23 protein-coding genes are annotated in these 26,127 nt (G+C 53.0%); 22 read left to right on the forward strand and 1 reads right to left on the reverse strand.

Features of this window, described 5'->3' with window-relative positions:
- Positions 1 to 20 precede the first annotated feature (20 nt).
- The 21 genes from murC to gltX all read left to right on the forward strand — a co-directional run bounded on the left by murC (position 21) and on the right by gltX (position 23,444).
- Positions 21 to 1,433 carry a UDP-N-acetylmuramate--L-alanine ligase gene (gene murC / locus FMR86_RS02175; protein WP_163349462.1) on the forward strand — a complete coding sequence of 471 codons (1,413 nt, stop codon included), beginning with the start codon at positions 21 to 23 and terminating at the stop codon, positions 1,431 to 1,433.
- A gap of 12 nt (positions 1,434 to 1,445) precedes the next feature.
- A complete protein-coding gene (murB, locus tag FMR86_RS02180; RefSeq protein WP_163349420.1) occupies positions 1,446 to 2,318 on the forward strand; it encodes a UDP-N-acetylmuramate dehydrogenase in 873 nt (290 codons plus the stop codon).
- Entirely contained in the window at positions 2,315 to 3,166 is an 852-nt protein-coding gene (locus FMR86_RS02185) for an FtsQ-type POTRA domain-containing protein (protein ID WP_163349421.1), read from the forward strand. Before murB ends, FMR86_RS02185 begins: the two co-directional genes overlap by 4 nt.
- Positions 3,167 to 3,218: 52 nt before the next feature.
- Positions 3,219 to 4,448, forward strand: coding sequence for a cell division protein FtsA (gene ftsA / locus FMR86_RS02190; RefSeq protein WP_163349422.1), 1,230 nt, complete (start codon positions 3,219 to 3,221; stop codon positions 4,446 to 4,448).
- Positions 4,449 to 4,721: 273 nt separating this feature from the next.
- Positions 4,722 to 5,999, forward strand: a complete 1,278-nt coding sequence (gene ftsZ / locus FMR86_RS02195; RefSeq protein WP_163349463.1) for a cell division protein FtsZ — start codon at positions 4,722 to 4,724, stop codon at positions 5,997 to 5,999.
- 67 nt (positions 6,000 to 6,066) lie between these two features.
- The gene (locus FMR86_RS02200) at positions 6,067 to 7,755 is read left to right on the forward strand and encodes a radical SAM protein (RefSeq protein ID WP_163349423.1); all 1,689 of its coding nucleotides are present in this window, start codon (positions 6,067 to 6,069) and stop codon (positions 7,753 to 7,755) included.
- A gap of 149 nt (positions 7,756 to 7,904) precedes the next feature.
- On the forward strand, positions 7,905 to 8,318 hold the full coding sequence (locus tag FMR86_RS02205) for a DUF2318 domain-containing protein (protein WP_163349424.1): 414 nt from the start codon (positions 7,905 to 7,907) through the stop codon (positions 8,316 to 8,318).
- Positions 8,319 to 8,330: 12 nt separating this feature from the next.
- A complete protein-coding gene (locus tag FMR86_RS02210) occupies positions 8,331 to 9,491 on the forward strand; it encodes an FtsX-like permease family protein (RefSeq protein ID WP_163349425.1) in 1,161 nt (386 codons plus the stop codon).
- Between the two features lie 9 nt (positions 9,492 to 9,500).
- Positions 9,501 to 10,172 (forward strand): ABC transporter ATP-binding protein, encoded by a 672-nt coding sequence (locus FMR86_RS02215; protein WP_163349426.1) that lies wholly within the window; start codon positions 9,501 to 9,503, stop codon positions 10,170 to 10,172.
- A gap of 202 nt (positions 10,173 to 10,374) precedes the next feature.
- Positions 10,375 to 10,848: a Spy/CpxP family protein refolding chaperone gene (locus tag FMR86_RS02220; RefSeq protein ID WP_163349427.1), complete on the forward strand. Its 474-nt coding sequence runs from the start codon at positions 10,375 to 10,377 to the stop codon at positions 10,846 to 10,848.
- 276 nt (positions 10,849 to 11,124) lie between these two features.
- Positions 11,125 to 11,592: a periplasmic heavy metal sensor gene (locus FMR86_RS02225; protein ID WP_163349428.1), complete on the forward strand. Its 468-nt coding sequence runs from the start codon at positions 11,125 to 11,127 to the stop codon at positions 11,590 to 11,592.
- 145 nt (positions 11,593 to 11,737) lie between these two features.
- Complete coding sequence (locus tag FMR86_RS02230) at positions 11,738 to 12,580, forward strand: DUF4405 domain-containing protein (RefSeq protein WP_163349429.1); 843 nt, start codon at positions 11,738 to 11,740, stop codon at positions 12,578 to 12,580.
- A 15-nt stretch (positions 12,581 to 12,595) separates the two neighbouring features.
- Entirely contained in the window at positions 12,596 to 14,350 is a 1,755-nt protein-coding gene (locus FMR86_RS02235; RefSeq protein WP_163349430.1) for a nitrogen regulation protein NR(II), read from the forward strand.
- Positions 14,347 to 15,774, forward strand: coding sequence for a sigma-54 dependent transcriptional regulator (locus FMR86_RS02240; protein ID WP_163349431.1), 1,428 nt, complete (start codon positions 14,347 to 14,349; stop codon positions 15,772 to 15,774). The genes FMR86_RS02235 and FMR86_RS02240 overlap by 4 nt, the downstream gene beginning before the upstream one ends.
- Positions 15,775 to 16,392: 618 nt before the next feature.
- Entirely contained in the window at positions 16,393 to 17,583 is a 1,191-nt protein-coding gene (locus tag FMR86_RS02245) for a glycine betaine/L-proline ABC transporter ATP-binding protein (RefSeq protein WP_163349432.1), read from the forward strand.
- 1 nt (position 17,584) lies between these two features.
- Positions 17,585 to 18,418 carry a proline/glycine betaine ABC transporter permease gene (locus FMR86_RS02250; protein WP_163349433.1) on the forward strand — a complete coding sequence of 278 codons (834 nt, stop codon included), beginning with the start codon at positions 17,585 to 17,587 and terminating at the stop codon, positions 18,416 to 18,418.
- 30 nt (positions 18,419 to 18,448) lie between these two features.
- Positions 18,449 to 19,300 carry a glycine betaine ABC transporter substrate-binding protein gene (locus FMR86_RS02255; RefSeq protein WP_163349434.1) on the forward strand — a complete coding sequence of 284 codons (852 nt, stop codon included), beginning with the start codon at positions 18,449 to 18,451 and terminating at the stop codon, positions 19,298 to 19,300.
- Positions 19,301 to 19,391: 91 nt separating this feature from the next.
- The gene (locus FMR86_RS02260; protein ID WP_163349435.1) at positions 19,392 to 20,246 is read left to right on the forward strand and encodes a glycine betaine ABC transporter substrate-binding protein; all 855 of its coding nucleotides are present in this window, start codon (positions 19,392 to 19,394) and stop codon (positions 20,244 to 20,246) included.
- Between the two features lie 145 nt (positions 20,247 to 20,391).
- Complete coding sequence (locus tag FMR86_RS02265) at positions 20,392 to 21,447, forward strand: HDOD domain-containing protein (RefSeq protein WP_163349436.1); 1,056 nt, start codon at positions 20,392 to 20,394, stop codon at positions 21,445 to 21,447.
- 144 nt (positions 21,448 to 21,591) lie between these two features.
- On the forward strand, positions 21,592 to 21,816 hold the full coding sequence (locus tag FMR86_RS02270) for a NifU family protein (RefSeq protein WP_163349437.1): 225 nt from the start codon (positions 21,592 to 21,594) through the stop codon (positions 21,814 to 21,816).
- Between the two features lie 233 nt (positions 21,817 to 22,049).
- On the forward strand, positions 22,050 to 23,444 hold the full coding sequence (gene gltX, locus FMR86_RS02275; RefSeq protein WP_163349438.1) for a glutamate--tRNA ligase: 1,395 nt from the start codon (positions 22,050 to 22,052) through the stop codon (positions 23,442 to 23,444).
- A 137-nt stretch (positions 23,445 to 23,581) separates the two neighbouring features.
- Here gltX and FMR86_RS02280 read toward each other — a convergent pair whose 3' ends face one another.
- Positions 23,582 to 24,340: an ABC transporter substrate-binding protein gene (locus FMR86_RS02280; RefSeq protein ID WP_163349439.1), complete on the reverse strand. Its 759-nt coding sequence runs from the start codon at positions 24,338 to 24,340 to the stop codon at positions 23,582 to 23,584.
- A 178-nt stretch (positions 24,341 to 24,518) separates the two neighbouring features.
- On the opposite strand from FMR86_RS02280, the gene FMR86_RS02285 reads away from it, so the two are divergent.
- Positions 24,519 to 26,048 (forward strand): gamma-glutamyltransferase family protein, encoded by a 1,530-nt coding sequence (locus FMR86_RS02285; RefSeq protein ID WP_163349440.1) that lies wholly within the window; start codon positions 24,519 to 24,521, stop codon positions 26,046 to 26,048.
- Positions 26,049 to 26,127 lie beyond the last annotated feature (79 nt).

A 26,127-nucleotide genomic window follows, 5' to 3' on the forward strand; every position in this document is an offset into this window, starting at 1 on the left:
CGGAGACCACCAGCCCCATCATGCGTAGCAGGGTTGGCAACATTCACATGATCGGTATCGGCGGCTCAGGCATGAGCGGCATTGCCGAGGTCTTGATCAACCTTGGTTTCACCGTAACCGGCTCTGATCTTGCCGCAGGTGCGCCCGTGAAACGTCTGCTTAAAATGGGCGCACAGGTCTTCATCGGCCATGGCGCGGACAACGTAACCGATGCCGATGTAGTGGTTAAATCCACAGCCATTTCCGAAGACAACCCCGAAGTGGTCAAAGCTCGCGAGCTGGGTATTCCAATCATTCCCCGTGCGGAAATGCTGGCCGAGCTCATGCGTCTGCGCACCGGAATCGCTGTGGCCGGAACCCACGGCAAGACCACGACCACCTCTCTGCTGGCAACAATTTTTACCGAAGCTGAACTGGACCCCACCGTCATCATCGGCGGACGACTGAACACTTTCGGCAGTAACGCCCGCCTCGGCGACGGACAGTTCCTCATCGCCGAAGCAGATGAATCCGACGGTTCATTCCTCTGCCTCGCACCCATTATCACCGTGGTCACCAACGTGGACAAGGACCACCTTGATTTCTACGGCGGTCAGGAAGCTATTGATGAAGCTTTCCGCAAATTCATGAACTCCATTCCCTTCTACGGAATGAATGTGGTCTGCGGCGATGATCCGGGTGTGCAAAGACTGCTGCCCTCCATCAAACGCCCCTGCCTGACCTACGGTCTGGGCAAGGAAAACAGGCTGCGCGCGGAGATCCTGTCCTGCGAAGTACGCTCCCTGTTCAAGGTATTTCTTGATGATGAACCTCTTGGTGAAGTCTCACTGGCACAGCCGGGCAAGCACAACGTGCTCAACGCACTGGGTGCCATCGGCGTGGCTCTTGAAGCCGGGCTGGAAAAAGCTCCCATCCTGCAAGGTCTCTCCAACTTCATGGGCGTAGGCCGCAGGTTTGAAAAGAAAGGCGAAGCCAAAGGCATCCTCGTGGTGGATGACTACGGCCACCATCCGGCGGAAATTCAAGCAACTATCGAAACCGCCAAATCCTGCTTCCCGCAGCGCAGACTGGTGGTGGCATTCCAGCCGCACAGGTTCACCCGCACACAGGCCCTGTTTGGAGAATTCTGCAAGACCTTTGAAAAGGCCGATGAACTGCTGCTGACTGAAATCTACCCTGCATCCGAAGATCCCATTCCGGGCGTCAACGGCATGTCCTTGGCGCAGGGCATCAGGCAGGTCAGCGACACCAAGGTCCGCTTTTACCCGGACTTTGAAATGATGCAGAACGAACTGGCCAATATCCTCAAACCCGGTGATTTGTTTATCACTCAGGGCGCGGGGTCCATCTACACCGTAGGCGAAAAATTTTTGAAGTATCTGGAAGAGGACGGCGAAAAAGTCCTCAAACCGGAAGAAATCACAGCATTGTAACGGACATTACTTATGACACTGGAACTGCTTCATAAACCGGGCATGGCCCGACTCACCTCGCTGGGCATTGGCGGAAACGCACGTGTTCTGGCTAAGGTGCGTTCGGAATCCGGGCTGGACGAACTCTCCCGCTTTATTGAGCGCGAGGGCTGCGACCTGCTGGCCATCGGTGAAGGAAGCAACATACTCGCCGGGGACGGGGAAATCAATCTCGCCCTTGTACAGGTGGCCTGTGAGCGCAAGCCTGAGGCGGAAATCAACGGAACCTCAGTACTGGTTCCCGCTGACATGCGTTTGCCCGGCCTGCTTTCAGTGCTCATCAAAAACGGTCTTTCCGGCATGGAAGGACTGGCCGGAATTCCCGGCAGCGTGGGCGGTTCAATTGCCATGAATGCCGGGTCCTACGGCACCGACATGCAGGCTTCCGTTAAACGGGTCCGCATCTGGACTCCTTCCAGAGGACTTTTCTGGAAGGACGCTGCTGATCTGGAATGGGGCTACCGCCACTTTTCAACCGGGGATGACGAGTTCTTTCTGGTCTGGGAAGTGGAATTCGAACTATCCAGATCCACAGAAGAAAAAGTCCGCAGCAGGATCAAAGAAACTTTTGAAAAGAAAAAAGCCACCCAGCCGGTCACAGCCAAGACCGCCGGGTGTGTTTTCAAGAATCCGGAAGGACACAGCGCGGGCAAGCTGCTCGATGATGCCGGATTCAGAGGCAAGAACCTCGGCGGCATGGGCTTTTCCAAAATGCACGCCAACTTCCTTGAAAACAAGGGGGGCGGCACAGCAGAGCAGGCATTGGAACTCATGGCGCAGGCAAGTGAAGCCGTGGCTGAAAAATTCGGCGTAACCTTAAAGCCGGAGGTCATCATACTGTCATGAGCGTAGCAGGAATTAACAAAAGCAGGCTGAACCTGACCAAGTCGGGCAAAAAGCGCAGCCGCAACACAGCCAAGAAACGCAGGAACAGCTCACAGCCCATCGGCGGTATTTTTACTGCCCTGCTGCGCAAGCTGTGCATTTCCGGAGCCTGTGTGCTGATACTGGCAATTGTGGGTGTCGGCTGCCTTGCGGGTTACCGCTGGGTTACCGCCCTGCCCTACTTCGCCCTGCAGGATATCAAGGTCAGCGGCAACCACCGCCTCAGCTACGGTGAAATCCTGAACATCGCCGATGTCAGCCTGAACAAGAACAGCCTTGCGGTGAACATCAGTGAAGCGGAAAGCAACCTCAGCGACAACCAGTGGATCAAGTCCGCTGCGGTACGCAGGCAGCTGCCGGGCAAGATGCAGATTCATGTGCGCGAGAAAAAGCCCCGCTTCATGGTCCGCCACAACGACGTTCTTTATTATTGTGACAGCAAGGGTGAGCTGATCGCCCCGGTGGCTCCGGGCAAATTCAGTTCCCTGCCCTTTCTGAATATAGAGTCCGAAGCCATGGACAAGGCAGGAATCCTGCCCGAGTTCATGAATAAGCTCAGCAGACGGGAACTCCCCTTTGATCCGGGCCAGATCGCATGGATCGACATCAAGGGCGGCAACCGCATGGAAATTTTTATGGACAGACTCGGCCTTACGGTGCTGCTGGGTCTGGACAACTGGCAAGAACAGCTTTCACACCTGAACACTGTATGGAAAGACCTCAAAAACAGGGGAGAGTTCAGGGATGTGGCAGTCATTTCAACCGGGAAAAACAGGGTCTGGGTTGAAAAACACAGTTCCGGGAAATGATTGCCCAAACGGCAATACCCCGAATTTACAAGGATGATGAGGAGAAAGAATTATGTCCAAGTCTGATCTGATCGTCGGCCTCGATGTCGGCACCACCAAGATCTGCGCGGTAGTGGGAGAACCCACCGCGGACGGAGTCGATATCGTAGGTATCGGCACTGCCCCGTCCACCGGGCTGCGCAAAGGCGTGGTGGTCAACATCGAGCAGACAGTACAGTCCATCAAGAAGGCTCTTGAAGAGGCTGAACTCATGGCCGGCTGCGAAATCCGCTCCGTATACGCGGGCATCGCAGGCAGCCATATCAAAGGCTTCAACAGCCACGGCGTCATCGCTGTTAAAGGCGGCGAAGTAACCCAGAAGGATGTTGACCGGGTTATCGATGCGGCCAAAGCTGTCGCCATTCCGCTGGACAGGGAAGTTATCCACACCCTGCCGCAGGAATACATTGTCGATGATCAGCGCGGCATTGCCGATCCGCTGGGCATGGCCGGTGTGCGCCTTGAAGTTAAAGTGCACATTGTCACCGGAGCAGTGACCTCCGCCCAGAACATCATCCGTTCCTGCCACCGTTCAGGTCTTGATGTTTCCGACATCGTCCTCGAATCACTGGCTTCCAGCAAGGCCGTGCTTTCCGAAGAAGAACGCGAAATCGGCGTTGCCATTGTCGATATCGGAGGCGGTACCACCGACCTCGCAATCTTTGCCAACGATTCGATCAAGCATACATCCGTTATCGCTCTGGGCGGTAACAACCTGACCAATGACATCGCCTTCGGCCTGCGCACCCCCATGGGTTCCGCAGAGCAGATCAAGGTCAAATACGGTACCGCGCTCACCGATCTGGTCACCACCGATGAAACCATCGATGTGCCCTCTGTGGGCGGCCGCGACCACCGCAAGATGTCCAAACGCGTTCTGGCTGAAATCTGCGAACCGCGCTGCGAAGAAATCCTCTCCCTCGTGGATCAGGAACTGGTCCGCAGCGGCTACAAGAACATGATCGCAGCAGGCGTCGTGCTCACCGGCGGCACCTCCCTCGTGGACGGCATGCAGGAACTGGCGGAACAGATTTTCGATCTGCCGGTACGCATCGGCTATCCCGCAGGCGTTGGCGGCCTCAAAGACGTTGTCAACAGTCCCAAATTCGCCACAGCAGTGGGACTGCTCATGTACGGCGCGGAAAAAGAAGGCAGCTCCGAGCAGGTCTTCAGAATCCGTGACGAAAATGTTTTCAACCGCATTCTGGGCAGGATGCGTAAATGGTTTACTGATATTGCTTAATTAATTGAGGCACTACGCGCTTTGATTGATTTGATTTCGCCTCCGGCGGCCAAAGGCCTATAGCCGTTAGACGAGAGCTTTCCGCTCGAGTCTTACGGATATTGAGAGCAGAGCAGCTAAGCCCCTTTGGAATCCCTATAAGGGCTTCGCCGCTGGATTTTGAAGGTGAGGCGGGATCAATGCTCAGTAAGCTGCATTAGATGAAGGCTTTTCCGGACCCGATCACCGGAAAAATTCTCAGCAAAAGTTTAACAGGGGAAATGAGAAATGATGATGGATTACATGGAAATCGAAAATGACGGTCAGGCCCGTATTAAAGTCATCGGTTGCGGTGGCGGTGGCGGTAACGCTATCAACAACATGATCCAGTCCGCGCTTTCCGGCGTGCGCTTTATCGTAGCCAACACCGATGCCCAGGACATTAACAAGTCCCTGGCTGAATACAAAATCCAGCTAGGCGACAAACTGACCAAAGGTCTCGGCGCAGGCGCAAACCCCGATGTGGGTAAAAATGCTGCCCTCGAATCCATTGACCAGATCCGCGAACTGGTCAGCGATTGCGACATGGTTTTCGTCACCGCAGGTATGGGCGGCGGAACCGGAACCGGTGCTGCACCCGTTATCGCCGAAATTGCCAAGGAAGCCGGCGCGCTGACCGTTGCTGTTGTAACCAAACCTTTCTATTTCGAAGGCAAACGCAGACTGCTGCAGGCAGAAAAAGGTATTGAAGAACTCAAGAAGGTGGTTGACTCCATCATCACCATTCCCAACGACCGTCTGCTCCAGCTTGCCGCCAAAAAAGCAGCTTTCTCCGAAATGCTGAAAAAAGCTGACGAAGTCCTCTACTACGGCGTCAAAGGTATCGCCGACCTGATCACCGTTCACGGCCTGATCAACCTTGACTTCGCTGACGTGCAGGCAGTTATGTCCAGCTCCGGTCTGGCCCTCATGGGTACCGGTATCGCACGCGGAGAAAACAGGGCCCGTGAAGCAGCCATGAAGGCCATCACCAGCCCGCTGCTCGAAGATGTTTCCATTGAAGGCGCAAAAGGTGTGCTCATCAACATCACCTGCTCCCCAGACATGACCATTGATGAAGTCAGCGAAGCAGCCAACATCATCTACGAAGAAGCACACGAAGAAGCACAGATTTTCTTCGGTACTGTTTTCGATGCTGAAGTGGGCGATGAAATGCGCATCACCGTTATCGCTACCGGAATCGACAATGCAGTTGAGCAGGCTGTCACCCCGCCTGTTGAGCAGCAGTCCTTCGGTCAGCCCCAGCGTCCTAACCTCACTCCCAGAGGCATGGCTCCTAAAAAAGAAGCCACCACCAACGTGCATCAGATGGGCAGTGCCCACGCTGAAGAAGATCGTTCCATCCCCGCTTACCTGCGTCACACCGCAAGCAAGCCCGTTGAAACGACTGCACACACCGAGCCTGTACAGCTCAAGCCCAAACAGGCAGCCAACTCCGGTGGAGAAGAATTCATCTTCCACGATGACGATGATTTCGAAGTTCCGACCTTCATCCGCAAGCAGGCAGATTAGTTACCGCTTGCAATGAACATAAACCGGAAACAGTACGGGCTTGAGCGGTCCGCACCGGAAATAATCCATGTCCGTAACTGAAGAATTCTTCTATTACGGAAAGGAAGAACCCTCGCCCGAGGAAACTGGAGGCCGTCTGCCCACGGCTCTGGTCTTTCCCGGACGGAAGGGGTCTGCACTCTCAACCCTGGGTTGGCAGGCTGTCTATCGCTTGCTTGCTCCGGACGCGGAGCTGGCGGTTGAAAGATTCTTCCTTGGCGAACCGGGCAAACCGTCTGTTTCCATGGACAGTGACAAAGAACTGTCCGAGTTTCCCCTGATCGGTTTCAGCATCAACTTTGAGGAGGAATACCTCCATCTGGTCAGGATGCTGAAAGATTCGGGTGTTCCGCCCCTTGCGGCGGAACGCCCGGACTTCCCGCTGGTCATGGGCGGAGGTCCGGTGGCCTTCCTTAATCCCGCACCCATCGCGCCCTTCTTCGACTTCTTCTGGGTCGGCGAAGCTGAGGTCGGATTAAGAGAATTGTGCCTCGAACTGAAGCTGCATATTTATAACGGGGGAAGCAAAAAAGAATTTCTGGACCTGATCAAAGACCGGGACGGCGTCTACGTTCCCGGCATGACTGAAGGTCAGGTCCGCAGGGCCGTGCTGCCCCCCGGTCCCGTGGACGAAGGACACGGGGTGCCGCTCCTGAGCGAACCAGCATACTCCTGTTTCATCAGCCCCGAAGCAGTCTTCAAGGATATGTTCCTTGTGGAGGTAAACCGGGGCTGCCCTTACGGCTGCCGCTTCTGCGCTGCCGGATATGTCTACCGTCCGCCGCGCCACGCATCCATGGACCAGCTCAAGAGAATAGTGGAGCTTGCCGACCCGCCCAAGGTGGGCTTGGTGGGAACCGCCCTCACCGACTGGCCGGACCTGATTCCCTACATTGAATGGCTCAAGAAACGTAAGACCAAATTTTCCCTTTCCTCAGTCCGTGCTGACGGGCTGACCGAGGAATTGCTGGATATCCTGCGCGCTTCCGGGGTCCGCACCGTGACCCTTGCCCTTGAGGGAGCCAGCAGACGTCTGCGCGATGCAGCCAGCAAAAACCTTGAAGAAGAGGATTTTCTGCACGCGGTGGAACTCTGCGCCGCCAAGGGGGTCAACCATCTGCGGGTTTACGTCATCGTGGGCTGGCCCGGTGAGACTGCCGAAGATTACGAAGAACTGGCTCTCATGCTCGAAAAGATGGACGAGGCCCGCAAACGGGGTCAGGGCAAGAAGAAAAAGCAGTTCATGCGCATCACCTTCGGGGCCAGCTGCCTTGTACCCAAGCCGTGGACCCCGCTGCAATGGGCTGCCATGCCTTCTGAAAAAGACCTCAAGGCCATACTTTCCAAGGTCAAGGGGCTGACCAAAAAGTACAAAGGCATGGCCTTTTCCGGGGATAATCCTTTTCAGGCCCGGTTGCAGGGCATCCTTTCCCGGGGCGATGAAAGTCTGGCTGAATTCATCCAATATGCCGCTGAAAAAGGCGGCTGGAAAAAAGCTTCCAAATTCTGCAAAGGGGACTTTGAACGTTTTGTGGATGATGAACTGGACAAAGATGCCCCCCTGCCTTGGGACTTCATCGATACCGGAGTGAAAAAATCCTACCTCTGGCGTGAATGGCAACGCTTCCAAAAAGCCGAAAAAACTCCGGTCTGCCCCCCGGCAGGCTGCGCAGACTGCAAGAGTTGCGGCATGTATCAGTGGCTTGAAGACGATTAAGCCTCGCCTTGCACTTATGTGCAACTGCATTGCACAATTCACATCATTTTAGGCTCCTCCACTGACAATCAATTTCATTACCTACCGAAATCACTCTTCTTGCACAGCAATTGCATACTTCTACGGTATGAATTTTAAAGGAGAGTTTTATGAAAGAAATGATTCTACTGCTGGCCCTTATGATGGTTCCGGCAAACGCAACAGCCGGAATGGAAATAGGGCCGCAGGAACTTAGCATTCCAGTAGCGGAAGTAAATGACGGCGAGGCTCATTACTATTCAATAGAGATGGACGGCAAGGAAATCCGTTTCTTTGTGGTCCGCAGCAAGGATGGAATCATCCGCGCGGCCTTTGATGCCTGTGATGTCTGCTACCGGTCCAAGCAGGGATACTCCCAGCAGGGAGATTTCATGGTCTGCAACAATTGCGGCATGCGCTTCCACTCCACTCGCATCAATGTAGTCAAAGGCGGCTGCAATCCCTCCCCGCTGGAAAGACGGACCGAAGGCGATAAACTATTCATCTCTCTGGATGCGGTCCGCTCCGGGGCTAAATATTTTTAGGGAGCGCGATTCATGAATCTACTCACCATTCCCCTGCGCAATCTGGGCCGCCGTCCCCTGCGCACAATCCTGCTTTGCACTGTATTTACCGTGGGTGTCATGTCCGTGGTTTCCATCCAGCTGCTTTCCACGGTTGTGGGCAACAGTCTGGAAGAAAAGATGAGTAAATTCGGGGCCAACATCCTGATCACCCCGAAAACAGAATCCCTGTCCGTAAGTTATGGCGGTCTGGACCTCGGCAACGTGGCTTACGGCTCACACGAACTTGACGGCACCCCGGTGCTCAAAGCTGTACGCGGTATTGACCTGAAAGAACGGCTCAGTGCCGTGGCCCCGAAATTCGCCGCCATATCAAAAGTTAAAGATACACCTGTGGCTGTGGTCGGCGTCAGCATGGCGGACGAGTTGAATATCAAGACCCACTGGTATCCGCTGGGACGCTTCCCTGAAAATCAGCATGAAATCGTCATCGGCTTCAATGCCGCCACCAAATTGGACATAAATCCCGGAGACTCTATTGAGATAGAAGGGAACAGCCTGCTCACTGCCGGAATTCTCGACCCCACCGGAACAGAGGATGACAACGTGATCTTCATGGATATCGACCTGCTGCGAAACAGCGTAGGCCGTCCCGGAGCAGTGCACTTCATTGAGGTGGCCGCCCTTTGCGCCGGATGCCCCATTGACGAAATAGTGCAGCAGATAGTCAAAGCCGTACCTGATGTAGAAGTGAAAGCATTGCAGCACGTAGTCAAACAGCGCATGTCCGCCATCAACTTTGTTAACCAGATGGCCTGGACCGTAAGCGGGGTCATCCTGCTCACCGCCTGTTTCATGATCGGGCTGTCCATCTTCTCGGCAGTGAATGAGCGCAAAACCGAAATCGGCCTCATGCGCTCGCTGGGCTTTTCCACCACTTCGGTATTCTCCATCTTCTGCCTTGAAGCACTGCTCATGGGTTGTATTTCAGGGATTTTCGGTTACTTGGGCGGATATTTCGCCAGCGGTAAAATCCTTGAGAATCTCGATATGGCTGAGGCTGAGATTGTTTTTGATCCGCTGGCTTTCGGGCTGACCTTTCTGGCCGTTGCCGGGCTGGCAGTGCTTTCGGCAACCATTCCATCACTGCGCGCCACCCGCGTTGATCCCTCCCGAACCCTTGTATCATTATAAGGAGCCAGTATGCTTAAAACTGATTCAATTACCCATAGTTACGGTGAAGGTTCCACAGCTGTTACCGTGCTGAACAATGTATCCATCAACATTCCGGAAGGCGGATTTACTTCAATCGTCGGCCGCTCCGGGTCCGGAAAATCAACACTGCTCAGTGTAATATCCAGCCTGCTCCGCCCGGTGGAGGGAGATATCTATTTTAAGGGGACTGAAATCACAGACCTGCCCGATTCTAAAATCGACAGGCTGCGCAAGGAAGAATTCTCCATCATTTTCCAGTCCCACCACCTGCTGCCTTACCTGACCGCCCATGAAAATGTACTGCTGCCCTTTCTGGACAAGCTGAAACCGGTTAATGCAAGGCTGCTGGAACGAGGACGGATCTGCCTTGAGCGGGTGGGGTTGCAGGGTAAAGAGAAGCGTCTGCCCGGCCAGCTTTCCGGCGGGGAACAGCAACGTGTTGCCATTGCGCGGGCACTGGTGAAATCACCTTCCATACTCTTTGCGGACGAACCCTGCGGCAGTCTGGATAAAGCTACAGGAAACGAAGTTATGGAAATTCTGAACGATTTAAACCGTGACGGTTTGACTATCGCCATGGTTACCCATGACCGAGGCCATGCCTCCATGGCCAAGGAGACCATTTTACTGGAAGACGGCAGAATTGTTAATAAATGTTAATTTATATAAGTGCATTTTAACATTATATCTGCACAAATTGTGCATTCTTGCGCAGCTATTGCATTGCCATTTTCAGACCGCCACAGTAGGCGATAACACTTTAATTCAAGCAGTTTAAGAAGTTACGCAAAATGGCACACCCTGTGCTTTAGGGGAATTACGAGATAGCAAAGTTTTTTCATACAACCCCAAGGAGATAATCATGAAAAAGAAAATCGTAATTCCCGTAGTAGCAATCATGGTCCTGACCATTGCCGGAACCGCCATGGCCGGCGGCGGTTACCAGAGAGGAAACAACGACTGCTTCCGCAACGGTCCCCGCCAGATTTTCGAACAGCTGACCCCTGAAAAACAGCAGGAAGTAAAAGCCATCTTCAAAAAGCATCAGGATGAATTCCAGACCATCAAGACTCAGATGTGGGCCAAGCGCACCGAACTGAATGCACTGGTTGATTCCGGCAAGGCCGACCAGAAGACCATCAGCAAGCTTGTTCAGGAAATGGTTGAACTCAAAACCAAGGGCTACAACCTCCGCAAGCAGGTCAATGAAGAAATCGAAACAGCCACCGGAATTGAAATGCCCATGCGTGGGTTCAGCGGTCGCGGATTCGATGACGACGGTCCACGCAAAGGCCGCAGACACCACAATGACGACAGAGGTCGCTGGAACTCCTAGTCTTTACATATAATACCATCATCCCCTGCGAAGAAAAAAACAGAACACTCCTTCCCCTGTTTTTGAGGCCCCTCTCCCCGGGGCCTCTTTTTTTATTTTGCAGGTGAGCATGCACTTTTGTGCAACTGGCTGCACATATATTTTGCACTTAAAAATTTACCTCCACTGCACAAAAACCAACAACACACTAATATAAAAGATTTTTTCACTTTGGCACACCACGTGCTTTATGACAAACCGAGAGGGCAACAACTTTTAACCGCATCAGGAGATCTTATGAAAAGAAAAGCTCTGGTTCCCTTGATCGTCGTGCTGGTTCTGGCTGTAGCATCAGTCGCCATGGCACGGAACGGTTACCGGAACGCCGGTTACCACAACGGTAACTGGGCTGCCTATGAGCAGCTGACACCTGAGAAACAAAAACAGGTGCAAGAGATCATTAAAAAATATGAATCCACTTTTCAGACCCTGAAGAGCGAACAGTGGGCAAAACACACTGAACTTAAAGCTCTGGTGGATTCCGGCAAGGCCGACAAAGAGACCATCCATGCTCTGGTGCAGGAACTTTCCAAAGTACGGGACAAGCTCTACGCAGAACATAAAAAGATGGCAGAAGAAATAGAAAAGGAAACCGGCCTGACCTTCCCGCCCATGGGGCAGGGAATGGGTAAAGGCGGCAGAGGCTGCGGCAACTACAAGCAGGGCGACTGCCCTGCCGGAGGATGTCCGGGCCAACGTTCCTAACCCCTTTAAATAACGTTCATCTACACTTAATTACAGGAAAACGGGTAAAAAGGAGGACTATAGCGGTCCTCCTTTTTTATTAAAGACCTTCCAAACGCGCCCATATTTAAGTTATCAATATCAGAGCAAATCAAAGGAGCGCAGCATGTTTAGAAAAATCACTTCCCTGACCAGCTTTTTTTCATTTATCGTCCTGATTATCACCAGTGTAGTTCTGTATATCGTCCCGCAGGGCAGGGTTGCCTACTGGGCGGACTGGACTATGCTGACCTTAAGCAAGGAACAATGGGGCGATATCCATATCTGCACCGGGGTCCTTTTTCTTGTTGTTTCCATCCTGCACATCTGGCTGAACTGGAAGCCCATTCTCGCCTACCTTAAAAAGAAAGCCGGGGAAGCAAATTTCACATCTCCCGCATTTTTTATCAGCCTGATAATCACTCTTTTTGTTGCTTTCGGTACCCTGCTTGAACTGCCGCCCATGAAGCAGGTTCTTGAAGGCACCCAGTACTTTCAGGCCAAGGGTGAAGAAAAATACGGAATTCCCCCGTACGGACACGCGGAACTCAGCCCGCTGGAAATTTTCTGCAAGCGTATGGGGCTGGATGTGGACAAGGCCGCCGCATCCATAAAGAACGCCGGTATTGAACTTGAATCCACCAAGGAATCCATCAAATCCATCGCCAACAAGGCAGGACTTACCCCCAAAGAGCTGCATGATATTATTTTAAAAGATCAACCACAGAACAAATCCTCCATGAAAAAAGAAGGAGGGGACTCGAATCAGCAGTCCGGCCAATCAGGCGCAGGAATAGGACGCATGAGCCTTGGGCAATACTGCGCAAAATACAATCTGGATCTGAACACCGCACTGGGCATCCTGCGCGAAAAGGGCGTGGTTGTTGACAAAAACACCCTCATCAAGGAGATTGCAGGGGCACTGGGACTGGATTCTCCGCGTGCATTAGGCAACCTGCTAAATCCCTAAATGAAGCCGGACTAAATGGAACTAAGCTCACAAAAATCACATAAACTGCCTCTTGCTCTGGCACTGCTGGCCCTGATTCTTCTCGGAGCCGGAAGTTTGTACCTGACATGGCACAACCTGCGCCAGATGCATCAGACCGTGTTTGAACACATGCTGCTTTCGGCCCGCTCCATTGCCCGCGGGCTGGATATTCAGCTGGTGGAAGGCGCACGCCGCATGAGACCGCCGGGACCGCACAACAGGCGCATGCCCAATGAACTGCTGCCGGATGCGCGCGAGCTGTTCCGGGAAATGGTGGCGCAGGGCGACCTGCTCTACATCGCCCTTTACGGACCGGACCATAAGCCCATGCTGGTTGTTGAACAGGATCAAGATGAAAAGCCTGTCTACACCCCGCCTTCCGGCCTGTTTAACATGATCACCAAAATGCGGGAATCCAGCACTCCGGTGATGATAAAAGGCAAAGCCGCCCTGCTCTACGGCACGGTGGGCCAGCCTGTCCTGCAACGGCTCTACGGACACCAGAAGCACAGGCGCGGCTTCATGCCTCCGCCGGACAAAGAGACTTACCTGCTGCTGGGACTGAGTGCGGAAAAACACCTGCGCCAGTTCAACCAGTACCGCAGGGCAGCCCTGCTGCAGACCGGATATATTTTTCTGGCCGGATTCGTACTCTGGCTGCTGGCTGTGGCCTATTTCCAACGCCGCGAACAGGGCAAAAAGCTGACCCGGCTGGAACGTTTTCAGGCCAACCTGCTGGACAACATGCCCGACGGACTGCTGACCATTTCGCCGCAGGGAGCCATCCTTGCCGCCAACGGTTCTGCACACACCCTGCTGCAAAGCCCGGCGGATGAAGTGCTGGTAGGCAAAAACTGGAATGACTTTTCTTACGAATCCCTGCAGGATTTCAGGCGGGGAAATGTTGTCTGGGAACATGTCCGTATGGGCGGTAAAAACCTTGAACTGATCTTCTTCCCTTACTTTGAAAGTCTGAAAGAACAACGGACCATGATCATTATCCGCGACCGTACCGACATTGCCGACCTTGAAGAAGACCTTTACGAAGCGCGCAGGCTGGCCTCCATCGGCTCACTGGCCGCCGGAGTGGCCCATGAAATCCGCAACCCTTTGAGTTCCCTGCGCGGTTTCGCCCAGCTTTTTGCGGATAAATTCAAAGATGAGCAGCCCTACGCCACCTACGCCACAACCATGCTTACGGAAGCGGACCGCCTGAACAGGGTGGTCACCGACCTGCTCTATCTCTCCAAGCCGCACGAGCTTAATCCCGAATCCATGGGTCTGCACGAACTCTGCGAGACCATGCAGACCCTCATGGGCTTCGACCTTGAACACAAAGGCACCAGCCTGCAAACTGAATTGAACACAGACGCAGTTTACGCCGACCCGGACGGCATCCGGCAGGTGCTGCTCAACCTGCTGGTCAACAGCCTTGATGCTGTTCCTGAACAAAACGGCGAGATCACAATCATGGCTGAAGCCACGGAACACGGTGTCTGGATCAGTGTCTGCGACAACGGTCCGGGAATGCCTGAAGATATCCGTAAACACGCCCTTGAACCCTTTTTCACTGACAAACCCAAGGGAACGGGCCTCGGCCTTGCCATAGTCAATACAATCATGCGCGGACACAACGGACGGGTGACCATCTCCGGCCCCGACCTGCCCGGCACCCTGCCCGAACCGCTGGGCGGAACCTGCGTCAAGCTGTTCTTCCCGGCTGCGCAAGATGAAGGAAACGAACAATGAACACCACAGGCAAAAACGTACTCATAGTCGATGATGAACCATCATTGCGCATGCTCATCCGGGCAGTGCTGGAAGGTGATGGCTGGACTGTGCATGAAGCCCAGTCCGGGGAACAGGCACTTGAAATCCTGCCCGGGCTGACCTTAAACGCCGCCCTGATCGATATGCGCATGGACGGCATGGACGGCATGGCCCTGCTTAAAGAGCTGAACACCATTATGCCCGGACTTCCGGTTATCATGCTCACCGCTTACGGCAACGTGAACTCCGCTGTGGTGGCCATGAAACACGGGGCCTTTGATTACCTGACCAAACCTGCGGACAACGAAGAGCTGAAAGCGGTCATGGCCAAGGCACTGGATTATTCCCGGCTGGTGGATGAGAACGAAAAACTCAAAACCGCCGCCGGAGCCACCGAGCAGATGATCGGAAACTCACAGTCCATGCTCCATGTGAAAGACCTCATCGAGCAGGCCGGGCCGTCCGAAGCGACCATCCTCGTGCTGGGGGAATCCGGTACCGGTAAGGAACTGGTTGCCGAAGGGTTGCACCGGGCCAGCCTGCGCGCCGATAAACCGCTCATCAAAGTCAACTGTGCAGCACTCCCGGCGGACCTGCTGGAAAGTGAACTTTTCGGATATATGAAAGGGGCCTTTACCGGGGCCAATGCCAACAAGCCCGGACGGTTCCAGCTGGCTTCCGGAGGAACCCTCTTCCTTGATGAGATCGGAGAAATGGACCCGGTACTGCAAGCCAAGATCCTGCGTGCCCTGCAGGAAAAAGTGGTCGAACCGCTGGGCAGCGTTTCCCCGGTGGAAACAGATGTGCGCATCATCGCCGCCACCAACCGCGACCTCAAGAAGGAAGTGGAAAAAGGAAATTTCCGCGAGGACCTCTACTACCGGTTGAGTGTCCTTGAGATCCGCATCCCGCCCCTGCGCGAAAGGGTGGGCGACCTGCCCGCGCTGGTGGCCTACCTGCTGGAAAAACTGGGCCGCAAGAACAACAAGAAAGTCCGCTCGGTGAGTCCGTCCTTTCTGGATGCACTGGGCCGCTATGACTGGCCCGGCAACGTCCGTGAACTGGAAAACGTGCTGGAACGGGCCATCATCCTCAGCCGCAGCGAAGTGCTGGGACCGGAGCTGCTTCCCCCGCAGGTTCAAAATTCAACACCCCGACAGGCCCCGGCGCAGCAGCCTGCACAACAAACCGCAGCTCCGGCACAGCCTCAACATCCTGCACAGCCGCAACAAACAGCTGCGCCGCAACCCGGCACCCCCACCCTCGATGATGCCGAGCGGCAGGCCCTGATCTCAGCCCTTGAAGCCAACCAGCACCACCGGGAGCGAACAGCTGACGCGCTGGGCATCAGCCGCAGGACCCTGCAGTATAAACTTAAAAAATACGGTTTAACCCGCCGATAATTACTTTTTCAGCAATAAAACCATTCCAAAAGCCCGGAATTCACATTTCGGGCTTTTATCTTTTCAAATAAATCTGGATTAGCCCTGATTAGCCGCATTCTCATACACTCAGCCCTTGCAATTTAAAAACTCCGCTCCCCTTCTCAAAATCATTGCTGAAATGGCACAAAAATTACCGCTTTCAATTAAAATTGCATCTAATTTGACATGGATTCATATTTTATCTACCCTTAAAATTCGAGTTCTATAAGTCTATAATTGACGATAGAGACGAAACAGCTCATTTTAACCTGAGCGTAACAATCGCCATAAGCGGTTTTTTACTACACAGAAAAACGCGACATACAAACTGCATCTTTTCAATGTAAAAACCGTATTTTAAAATTAGAACATCAAACACAACTGCAACACGCGCATACTGCATAAAAAAATGCAACCCACACAACAGTACTACATCAAACCGTCCGGAACGCCCGTTAAGGAAATCAACCCTAACTCAGCCCCGGAAAAAATCCCCCTTCTCTCTGCCTTTTCCCCCGAACACCACCATTGCAATTAATTTCTACTGCCTCCCCTGATACGGGTCGGCAGTGTTTAGTTTTGATAAACGGAGAAATCATGGAAAAAATCCGAGTTGAAAATCTCTATAAAATTTTCGGTTCTAATCCAAAAAAAATCATCCCCATGCTCGAAAAAGGAGCGAACAAAGATGATATTATGGAAAAGACCAAGCACGGTGTCGGCGTAAACAACGCCACATTCAGCGTAGAAGAAGGTGAAATAGTCGTTGTAATGGGCCTTTCCGGCAGCGGTAAGTCAACACTTGTACGCTGCATCAACAGGCTCATCGAGCCTACCGGCGGTAAAATTTTCATTGACGGGGAAGATATAACCTCCCTGAGCATGGATAAGCTACGCAAAATCCGGCTGGAAAAGCTGGGCATGGTCTTCCAGAACTTCGCCCTCTACCCCCACCGCACTGTCCTTAAAAACGCAGAATACGGGCTGGAGATCGCAAATGTCGACCCTGAAGTGCGCAAGCAGAAAGCCATGGAAGCACTTGAACTGGTCGGGCTTTCCGGCTGGGAAGAATCCTACCCGGACCAGCTTTCCGGCGGCATGCAGCAGCGCGTGGGTCTTGCCCGCGCACTGGCTCTGGATCCGGACATCCTGCTCATGGACGAAGCTTTCAGTGCCCTTGACCCGCTCATCCGCCGCGACATGCAGGACGAACTGATCAACCTGCAGGAGCGCATGCACAAGACCATCGTCTTCATCAGCCACGACCTTGACGAAGCCCTCAAACTGGGCGACCGCATCGTGCTTATGAAAGACGGTGAAATCGTACAAATCGGTTCACCCGAAGAAATTCTCACTGAACCGGCCACAGAATACGTACGCCGCTTTGTGGAAGACGTTGATATCACCAAGGTCCTCACCGCTGAGTCGGTAATGAAAAAGATCGACGCCGTGGCCTTCATCAAAACCGACGGCCCCAGAGCATCGCTTCGCAAAATGCGCAAGAACAATATCTCCAACCTCTTTGTGCTAGATGAAAAACACAAGCTCATCGGCATGCTCAATGCCGGAGACTGCGCAAAGCTGGTGGAAGAAGGCGGTAAAGACATCAGAACCATCATGCATAAAGACCTGCAGGCCGTGGATTTAGACTGCCCTGCTCAGGAACTCTTCAACATCATGCAGGACCGCACTCTGCCCCTTCCGGTCATCAATGAAGACAACAAACTCAAAGGGGTTATCGTCCGAGGCACGCTGATCGGGGCACTGGCCGAAAGAGGAGGCAACTAGAATGAATATTCCACGCATACCCGTCGGGGACGTAATTGAATCTGGTATTGATTTTCTGGTGGAACATTTTTCATTTGCCACCAAAGCTTTTTCCGCTGTGCTTGAAGCAGGTCTTGATGTTGTGGAAGGTGCCATGAAAGCCTGCCCGCCGTGGGCATTCATCATCATCGTGGGTTTGATCACCTGGAAACTGGCCAAAAGTAAACGAACCACAATCTTTGCCATTGCCGGACTGCTGCTCATCTGGAACATGGGACTCTGGAAAGCCACGGTCAGCACCATTGCGCTGGTTATCGTCGCCACCCTGCTGGCCCTGATGATCGGTATCCCCATCGGTATTCTGGCGGCCATGAGCAAGCCCGTAAACAGGGTGGTCATGCCTGTTCTTGACGTCATGCAGACCATGCCCGCTTTTGTTTACCTTATCCCGGCCATTCCCTTTTTCGGTCTGGGCAAGGTTGCCGCTATATTTTCAACAATCATCTTTGCCATGCCGCCGTCCATCAGGCTGACCTGCCTCGGAATCAAGCAGGTTCCTGAAGAACTGGTGGAGTGTGCTGAAGCATTCGGTTCCAACCGCTGGCAGAGACTCCTTAAACTGGAACTTCCCATCGCCACTCCGACCATCATGGCCGGGGTGAACCAGACAGTCATGCTGGCTCTCTCCATGGTGGTTATCGCCGCCATGATCGGTGCCAAGGGACTGGGCGGTGAAGTCTGGAAAGCAATTCAACGTTTGCAGATGGGTAAGGGATTTGAAGCTGGTATTGGCATTGTCATCGTCGCTATGATAATGGATCAGGTGTTACAGAAACTCGGGTCGGGTAAAAAATAACCGGACTTTAACTTAATCAGGAGATACACAATGAAAAAAATTTTAGTTCTGACTCTGGCTGCACTGCTCGTTGCTGCTTTCAGCACCGCAGCATTCGCAGGAGATAAGAAAGTAAAGCTGGCCTACGTTGAGTGGGACTGCGCAACTGCCACAACCAACGTTATCAAAGCCGTTCTTGAAGAACGCATGGGTATTGAATGCGAAGTCATCCCCGTTGCCGCAGCTGTAATGTGGCAGGGCGTTGCGTCCGGCGATGTTGACGGTATGGCTGCAGCATGGCTGCCCGTAACCCACGGCGATTACCTCAAGCGCCTGAAAAAGGACATTGTAGACCTCGGTCCCAACGTAACCGGCGCAAGACTGGGCTGGGCTGTTCCCACCTACGTAACTGCTGAGTCCATTGCCGACCTCAACAAATACGCTGACAAATTTGACGACAAAATCATCGGTATCGATCCCGGCGCAGGCCTCATGATGCGTTCCGAGGAAGCAATCGAAGCATATGACCTCGACAAGTTCGAACTCATGGAAGGCTCCGGCGCAACCATGACCGCAGCCCTTGGCAACGCCGTCAAGAACAACGAATGGATTGTTGTTACCGCATGGTCCCCGCACTGGATGTTCGGCCGCTGGGACCTCAAATACCTTGATGATCCCAAAAAGATTCTCGGTGAATCCGAAACCATCAACACCGTTGTCCGCAAAGGTCTCGATAAAGACATGCCCAAAGTTTACGCTTTCCTCGACAAGTTCGCATGGAAAGACGCCAACCAGATGCAGATGGTCATGGCCTGGAACCAGGAAAAAGGTGCTGATCCTTATGAAAACGCAAAGCGTTTCATCAAGGAAAACAAAGCACTGGTTGATTCATGGCTTAACTAATTCCGCATAAGCACATATTGAAAGTCCCCTGCCGATCCGGCGGGGGACTTTTTTCATACCTTCCGTCAACCATCAACAAGAGGACCATGAAATGAAAAAACTGTTCACTGTTATTCTCACGGCCCTGTTAGCCAGCGTTCTTGCTTTCAGCGCATACGCCGGTGATTCCAAAAAAGTTAAACTCGCCTACGTTGAGTGGGACTGCGCAACTGCCACCACCAACCTGCTCAAAGCCGTGCTTGAAGAACGCATGGGCTATGAATGCGAAATCCTGCCCGTTGCAGCCGCAGCCATGTGGCAGGCCGTAGGAACCGGAGATGTTGACGGCATGGCCACCGCCTGGCTGCCCGTAACCCACAAGGACTACCTGAATAAAGTTAAAAACAAAGTAGTGGACCTCGGTCCCAACGTGTCCGGTGCCAAAATCGGCTGGGTTGTTCCCGATTACGTAACCGTGGATTCCATTGCCGACCTCAATAAGTACGCTGAAAAATTCGATGACCGCATCACCGGAATCGACCCCGGTGCAGGTCTTATGGGACTTTCCGAAAAAGCCATTTCCGATTACAAGCTCGATAAATTCGAACTCATGGAAGGCTCCGGCGCAACCATGACCGCAGCCCTTGGCAACGCCATCAAGAACAAGGACTGGATCGTTGTCACCGGCTGGTCCCCGCACTGGATGTTCGGTCGCTGGCAGCTCAAATACCTCAAGGACCCCAAAGGCATCATGGGCGGCGAGGAAACCATCAACACAATCGTCCGCAAAGGTCTCGATAAGGACATGCCTGAAGTATACGCTTTCCTCGACAAATTCGCATGGAAAGATGCCGGACAGCTGCAGATGCTCATGGCCTGGAATCAGAAAAAGGGTGCTGATCCCTATGAAAACGCAAAGCGCTTCATCAAGGAAAACAAAGCTCAAGTTGATTCATGGCTGAAGTAAACAGTACAGCATAAAACCTACCCATAAAGCCCGGCAGGAACGCACCTGCCGGGCTTTATTATTTTCCGGGCGCAACGCTTCCCCTCAAACCTCTTTTAATATATTATAAACTCAGGAAATACAGTTAAATCCAAGGCGGCTGACCATGACAGACACCACTTTCATTCCCGAAGAAATAATGCTTAAGGCCACGGCCCTGATGGAAGACCGCTTTACCCGCACAGACCGGGAGCAACCGGTCATGGCCACCCTTTTCGAACTGGGCGTTACCCACGTGGCTCATGACCTCATGGAAAATCCCGAACTTTACAAGCCGCAGCCGCAGCTGGACATGCCCAAAAAGAAATTTGATCCGGTCGACCCTATTTCGCTCATGCGTTCCGAGGTCAAGCTGCCTTCCCTGCCGCAGGTTTTCATTGAGATGCGTCAGGTCATAAACGATCCCGCAAGCTCGGCCTCTGATCTGGCCAAGGTAATTTCACGGGACACTGCCCTGTCCGCTTTTCTGCTGCGCATGGTCAACAGTGCCTTCTACAGTTTTCCGGCCCAGATCGATACCATTTCGCGGGCAGTGGCGGTCATCGGTACCAACCAGCTTTCCACCCTTGCCATGGGTACATCGGTCATGGATATGTTCAAGGGACTGCCTGCGGACATCATCGACCTTGAGCTTTTCTGGCGGCACAGCTTTGCCTGCGGGATCATCGCCAGCCAGCTTTCCAAAAAATTCAAACAGGGTACTCCTGAAAAATGTTTTGTAGCCGGACTGCTGCACGACATAGGCCGCCCGGTACTGATGATGGCCCTGCCGGAACAGGCAATCGCGGCCACGGCCATTTCACGCCACAAAAAAGCACTCATGTTCAAGGCCGAGCGGGTGACATGCGGATTCGACCACTCCGAACTGGGCGGCATGCTGCTGCGCAAATGGAACCTGCCCTTTACGCTGGTCAATGCCGTGCTCAACCACCACAACCCCGCAAAGGCAGCCAAATCGCCGGAAGCCCTTTACGTCTATTTCGCCAACATCATTGCCAAAACCATGGGTATCGGCGGCAGCGGGGATTTCTTCATCCGCAATGTGAAAAATGAAAGATGGGAAAAGAACGGGCTGACTCCTGATAAATTACGGGAACTTGATGCCGAGCTGGGCCCGGTTCTGGACGATGCTTTTTCTATTTTGAAAAATCTGGCAGCATAACCATATTACCCTGAAATAAAACAACTTCTACTTACATTCTTTTTTGTATGTATTTCGAAAAAACGCAGAAAAGAAGTACTCACGTGTTTGACAAGGCGGTTTAAAGAAAGTACTTGAGCGGGCATACCAAAGGGAGGATTTACCATGCACGATAAAGTCGAAGCCGCTCTTGACAAGGTCAGACCCCTTCTTCAGGCTGACGGCGGTAACGTTGAACTCGTAGAGGTAACAGACAAAGGCATCGCCAAGGTGCGCTTACAGGGAGCCTGTAAAGGTTGCCCCATGTCCCAGATCACCTTGCGAAACGCAATTGAGCGCACCCTGCTCAAAGAGATTCCCGCTCTCAAAGGCGTCGAGCCTGCTGAATAGAATCAATCCGGCCGGAGCATGCTCCGGCCGGTTGAATATTTAAAGAACGCAGAGTAGCAACTCAGCTGAGAAGACCGCCTTTTAAGGCGGATTTTTTACGTTTTATAACCCGCAATTTTCCAGCCTAAGCGGCGAAGCCCTACTAAAAAGTTTTGGGATTCTTAAACCCTTTTCCCAAAAGGGTTTAAGGCCCCCGGCAGGGCCGCCGGAGGCATCGTTCAGGAGAAAATATCATGGCTAAGACTGTAACCAGATTCGCACCCAGCCCGACCGGGCACCTGCATATCGGCGGAGCACGCACCGCACTTTTCGCATGGCTGCTGGCCAAACACGATGGCGGGGAATTCGTCCTGCGCATCGAAGACACCGACCGCGAACGCTCCAAACAGGAATACACCGACGCCATCCTCGATTCCATGAAATGGCTGGGTATGGACTGGAACGACGATCCGGTCTACCAGAGCGACCGCTTCGACCTCTACAACGGTTACATTGACCAGTTGCTGGACGAAGGCAAAGCCTACTGGTGCGACTGCACTCCCGAACAGGTTGACGCCATGCGCGAAAAGGCCATGAAAGAAAAACGCAAACCCAAATACGACGGCTCCTGCCGCGAGAAAAATCTCGGTCCCGGCGAGAACAGGGTTGTACGTTTCAAGGCTCCGCTCGAAGGCCGTACAAATTTCACAGATATGATCAAAGGGCCCATCAGTGTTGAAAACGCTGAAATGGACGACATGATCCTGCGCCGCAGTGACGGTTCCCCCACCTACAACCTCGCAGTTGTGGTGGATGACCACACCATGGGCGTTACCAGCGTGCTGCGTGGAGATGACCATGTGAACAACACCCCGCGCCAGATCCTGCTTTACAAAGCTCTCGGCTGGGATGTGCCCAAATTCGGCCACGTGCCCATGATCCTCGGCCCGGACAAGAAAAAGCTTTCCAAACGTCACGGTGCCCTTTCCGTCATGGAATACGAAAAAATGGGCTACCTGCCTGAAGCTGTGGTCAACTACCTCGTACGCCTCGGCTGGTCCCACGGCGATCAGGAAATATTCTCCCGTGAAGAGCTGATCGAACTTTTCAACACCGACCATCTCGGAAATTCCCCGTCCGTATTCGACACCAAGAAGCTGGACTGGGTGAACAGCGAATACATCAAGGCCAAGGCTCCGGCGGACCTGATCCCCGGCATGCGCACTTTCCTGCCCGAAGGAGTGGAAGCTGAGGACGCATACCTTGAAAAGATCATCCCCCTGCTGCAGCCCCGCTCCACCAACTACAAGGAAATGGCCGACATGTGCGATTTCTTCCTCGTGGACAGTGCAGCACTGGAATACGATGAAAAGGCCGTGGAAAAAGTATTCAAGCCCGAAGCGGTGGAGATTCTCAAGGAACTCACCGCACGCATCGCGGCGGATGAAGAATACAGCCACGATTCCCTTGAAGCGGTCTGCAAAGGCTTTCTTGAAGAGAAGGAGCTGAAATTCAAAGCCATCGGACAGCCCGTACGCCTCGCGCTCTGCGGACGCACCCAGTCCCCCGGCGGACTCTACGATCTCATGCTCGTGCTCGGCAAAGAGGAAACCGTCGCCCGCATGAACCGCGCTGTTACTTTGGTATAGTTGCGCTTCGCGCGATTGACGATTTGATTTCGCCTCCGGCGGCCAAAGGAGCTAAGCCCCTTTGGAATCCCTATCGGTTAAGCAAAAGGCTCCTTAGATCTTGCGATATAAGGAGCCTTTTTTGATTATAAAAAAATTTAATTTACCAGATCAGGCGGAAAATACTTATCCACTAATTTCTGCCATTCCCCTTCCGTTTTTAACTCATCAAGGGCGGCCTGCCATTTCTCGATCACTTCGTCAGGAGTATCCTTTTTGAAAGCTATGTAATTAGTTGTAAAAAACACGGATGGTCCGACTTTTTCCAACTGCTTGAAATCCAGTTCCGGATTACGCAGGAAAAAATAAGAAATAGCTTTACTGCCCATGGGAACAAGATCAGCACGCCCCCGCAGCAACTTCATAAAATCGCATTTGGGTGAAGCACTCAGGTCAAGATTATCATAGCCCATGCTGACCAGATTCTGATGGAAAATATCATATCTGGTCACTGCTATGGTTCCTATCTTCTTTGCATCTTCAACTGTCTCCAGCTCAATACCGCTCCCTTTTTTGCGATAAAAATAGATATCATCCCAGAAAACAGGTCCTACAAATTTGAATTCCGCCGAACGTTCAGGAGTCATGCACATGGGAAACAGGACATCCCCTGTGCCGGATTGCAATTTTTTATATCCCCGCGCCCAGGGATAAAATGTTATCTTGCCCGGTTTTTCACCCAGCTTTTCCTGAATCATGCGCACCAGATCAATAAAAAGCCCCCGAGATTCCCCCCCAAGTCTGTAACTGTACGGAGGATACTCCTCAGCCATCAGTTTCAGCCCGAAAGCATGGGCAGAAACCGCACTGAAAAGCAGACATACCACCAACCCCAAAATACGTATGCTTGTAACCATATTGTCACACTACGCACAAAATCGATTTTAAGGCAAACACTGAGAACAAACAGAAGTGGGCACAATTATTCTTAACGCGCTGCTTATAAATACAGCAGTGTCAGCTTGCCTATTGCATTTTTCCCGCGACATCCTCTACCATTGCGCAAACCTGCAACCAACCTTACGGAGTTGATCCATGTCCCCATTTGAAATTTCCAGCCATGCCCAGCCTGAATTTGTCTTCAATTCACGCCGTTCACCCGTGTATGCAACCAAAGGGATGGTCGCTTCCAGCCAGCCGCTGGCCACTGAAGCCGGGCTGGAAATTCTCCGCGCCGGGGGCAATGCAGCAGACGCAGCCATTGCAGTCGCCGCAGCTTTGGCCGTGGCGGAACCATGCAGTACCGGGCTTGGCGGTGATGCTTTCGCCCTCTATTATGAGGCAGGAAGCAAAAACGTTTTTGCCCTGAACGGTTCCGGTAAATCCGCGCAGGATATCTCGCTGGAAAAAGTCAACGCCATGGGAATCTCGGGAGAACTGCCGCTTCGCCATGCCATGACTGTTAATGTGCCCGGTGCCCTCGCCCTCTGGGCGGATCTGGTGGAACAGCACGGCAGCCTGTCCCTTGCCACCATCCTTGGTCCGGCCATACGCTATGCCATGCAGGGGTTTCCGGTCAGTCCGGTAACAGCTGAACTCTGGAATGAAGGCGCAAAAATTCTGCACAACAGTCCCGGCGGAAAACAGCTGCTGTTAAATGGAAATGCGCCCCGCTGCGGTGAAATCATGCTCAACCGTAATCTGGGCCTGCTCCTTGCCCGGCTGGCGGATTGTTCGCCTGAAGACGCCAAAAAAATTTTCTATGAAGGGGATATCGCTGAAAAGATAGTCCGCATTGTCCGCGACAACGGCGGTTTTCTTTCCACAGAAGACATGGCTGCGCACAGCTCCCTGTTTCAGGAGTCCATCAGCGTGAATTACCGGGGTTATGAAATCCACGAATGCCCGCCCAACGGACAGGGACTGGCCGCCCTGCTGGCCCTGAACACCCTTGCGGATATTGATGTTGCCGCACTCGGTGCACCGGAATCCCCACAAAGGCTGCATCATTTAATTGAAGCAATGCGTCTGGCCTTTGCCGATGCCCGGCTTCATGTGGCTGACCCACAGCTATATTCCACTCCGCTGGAAAAACTACTTTCGCCATCTTATGGAGCGCAACGGGCCTCACTTATCTTCCCGGACCGGGCCAAGCTGGACAACGTCAGCGGAGTGCCGATCAATTCTTCGGACACGGTCTACTTCTGTGTGGTGGATAAAGACGGCAACGGCTGCTCCATGGTCAATTCCAATTACCTAGGATTCGGAACCGGAATCGTGCCCGAGGGACTCGGTTTCTCCCTGCAGAACCGGGCCCATAATTTCTCCCTCGACCCGGCCCACCCAAACGTACTTGCACCCGGCAAACGCAGTTATCACACCATCATCCCCGGCATCTGCCTGCGCGAGGACAAAACCCTGCACTCCACCTTCGGTGTCATGGGCGGGTTCATGCAGCCGCAGGGCCATATGCAGGTTATCTCGGCAATGATTGATGACCATGCAGATCCGCAGGAAGCACTGAACAGGCTGCGTTTCTGCATTGAGCCGGGTGAAGCCGGAGCAACGGTGGCAAAAGTCAAGCTACGCAGGCTGCTCAGACCAATATTGGTCGTTAGCAATTAGGGCATTCAAAATGCCAAGTAACTTTCTCATTGATGCGACCATCGCAACTTTATGAGCTTTGCCAGCGTCAATTAAACGA

The organism is Desulfovibrio sp. JC010 (assembly GCF_010470675.1).
Classification (GTDB): Bacteria; Desulfobacterota; Desulfovibrionia; order Desulfovibrionales; family Desulfovibrionaceae; genus Maridesulfovibrio.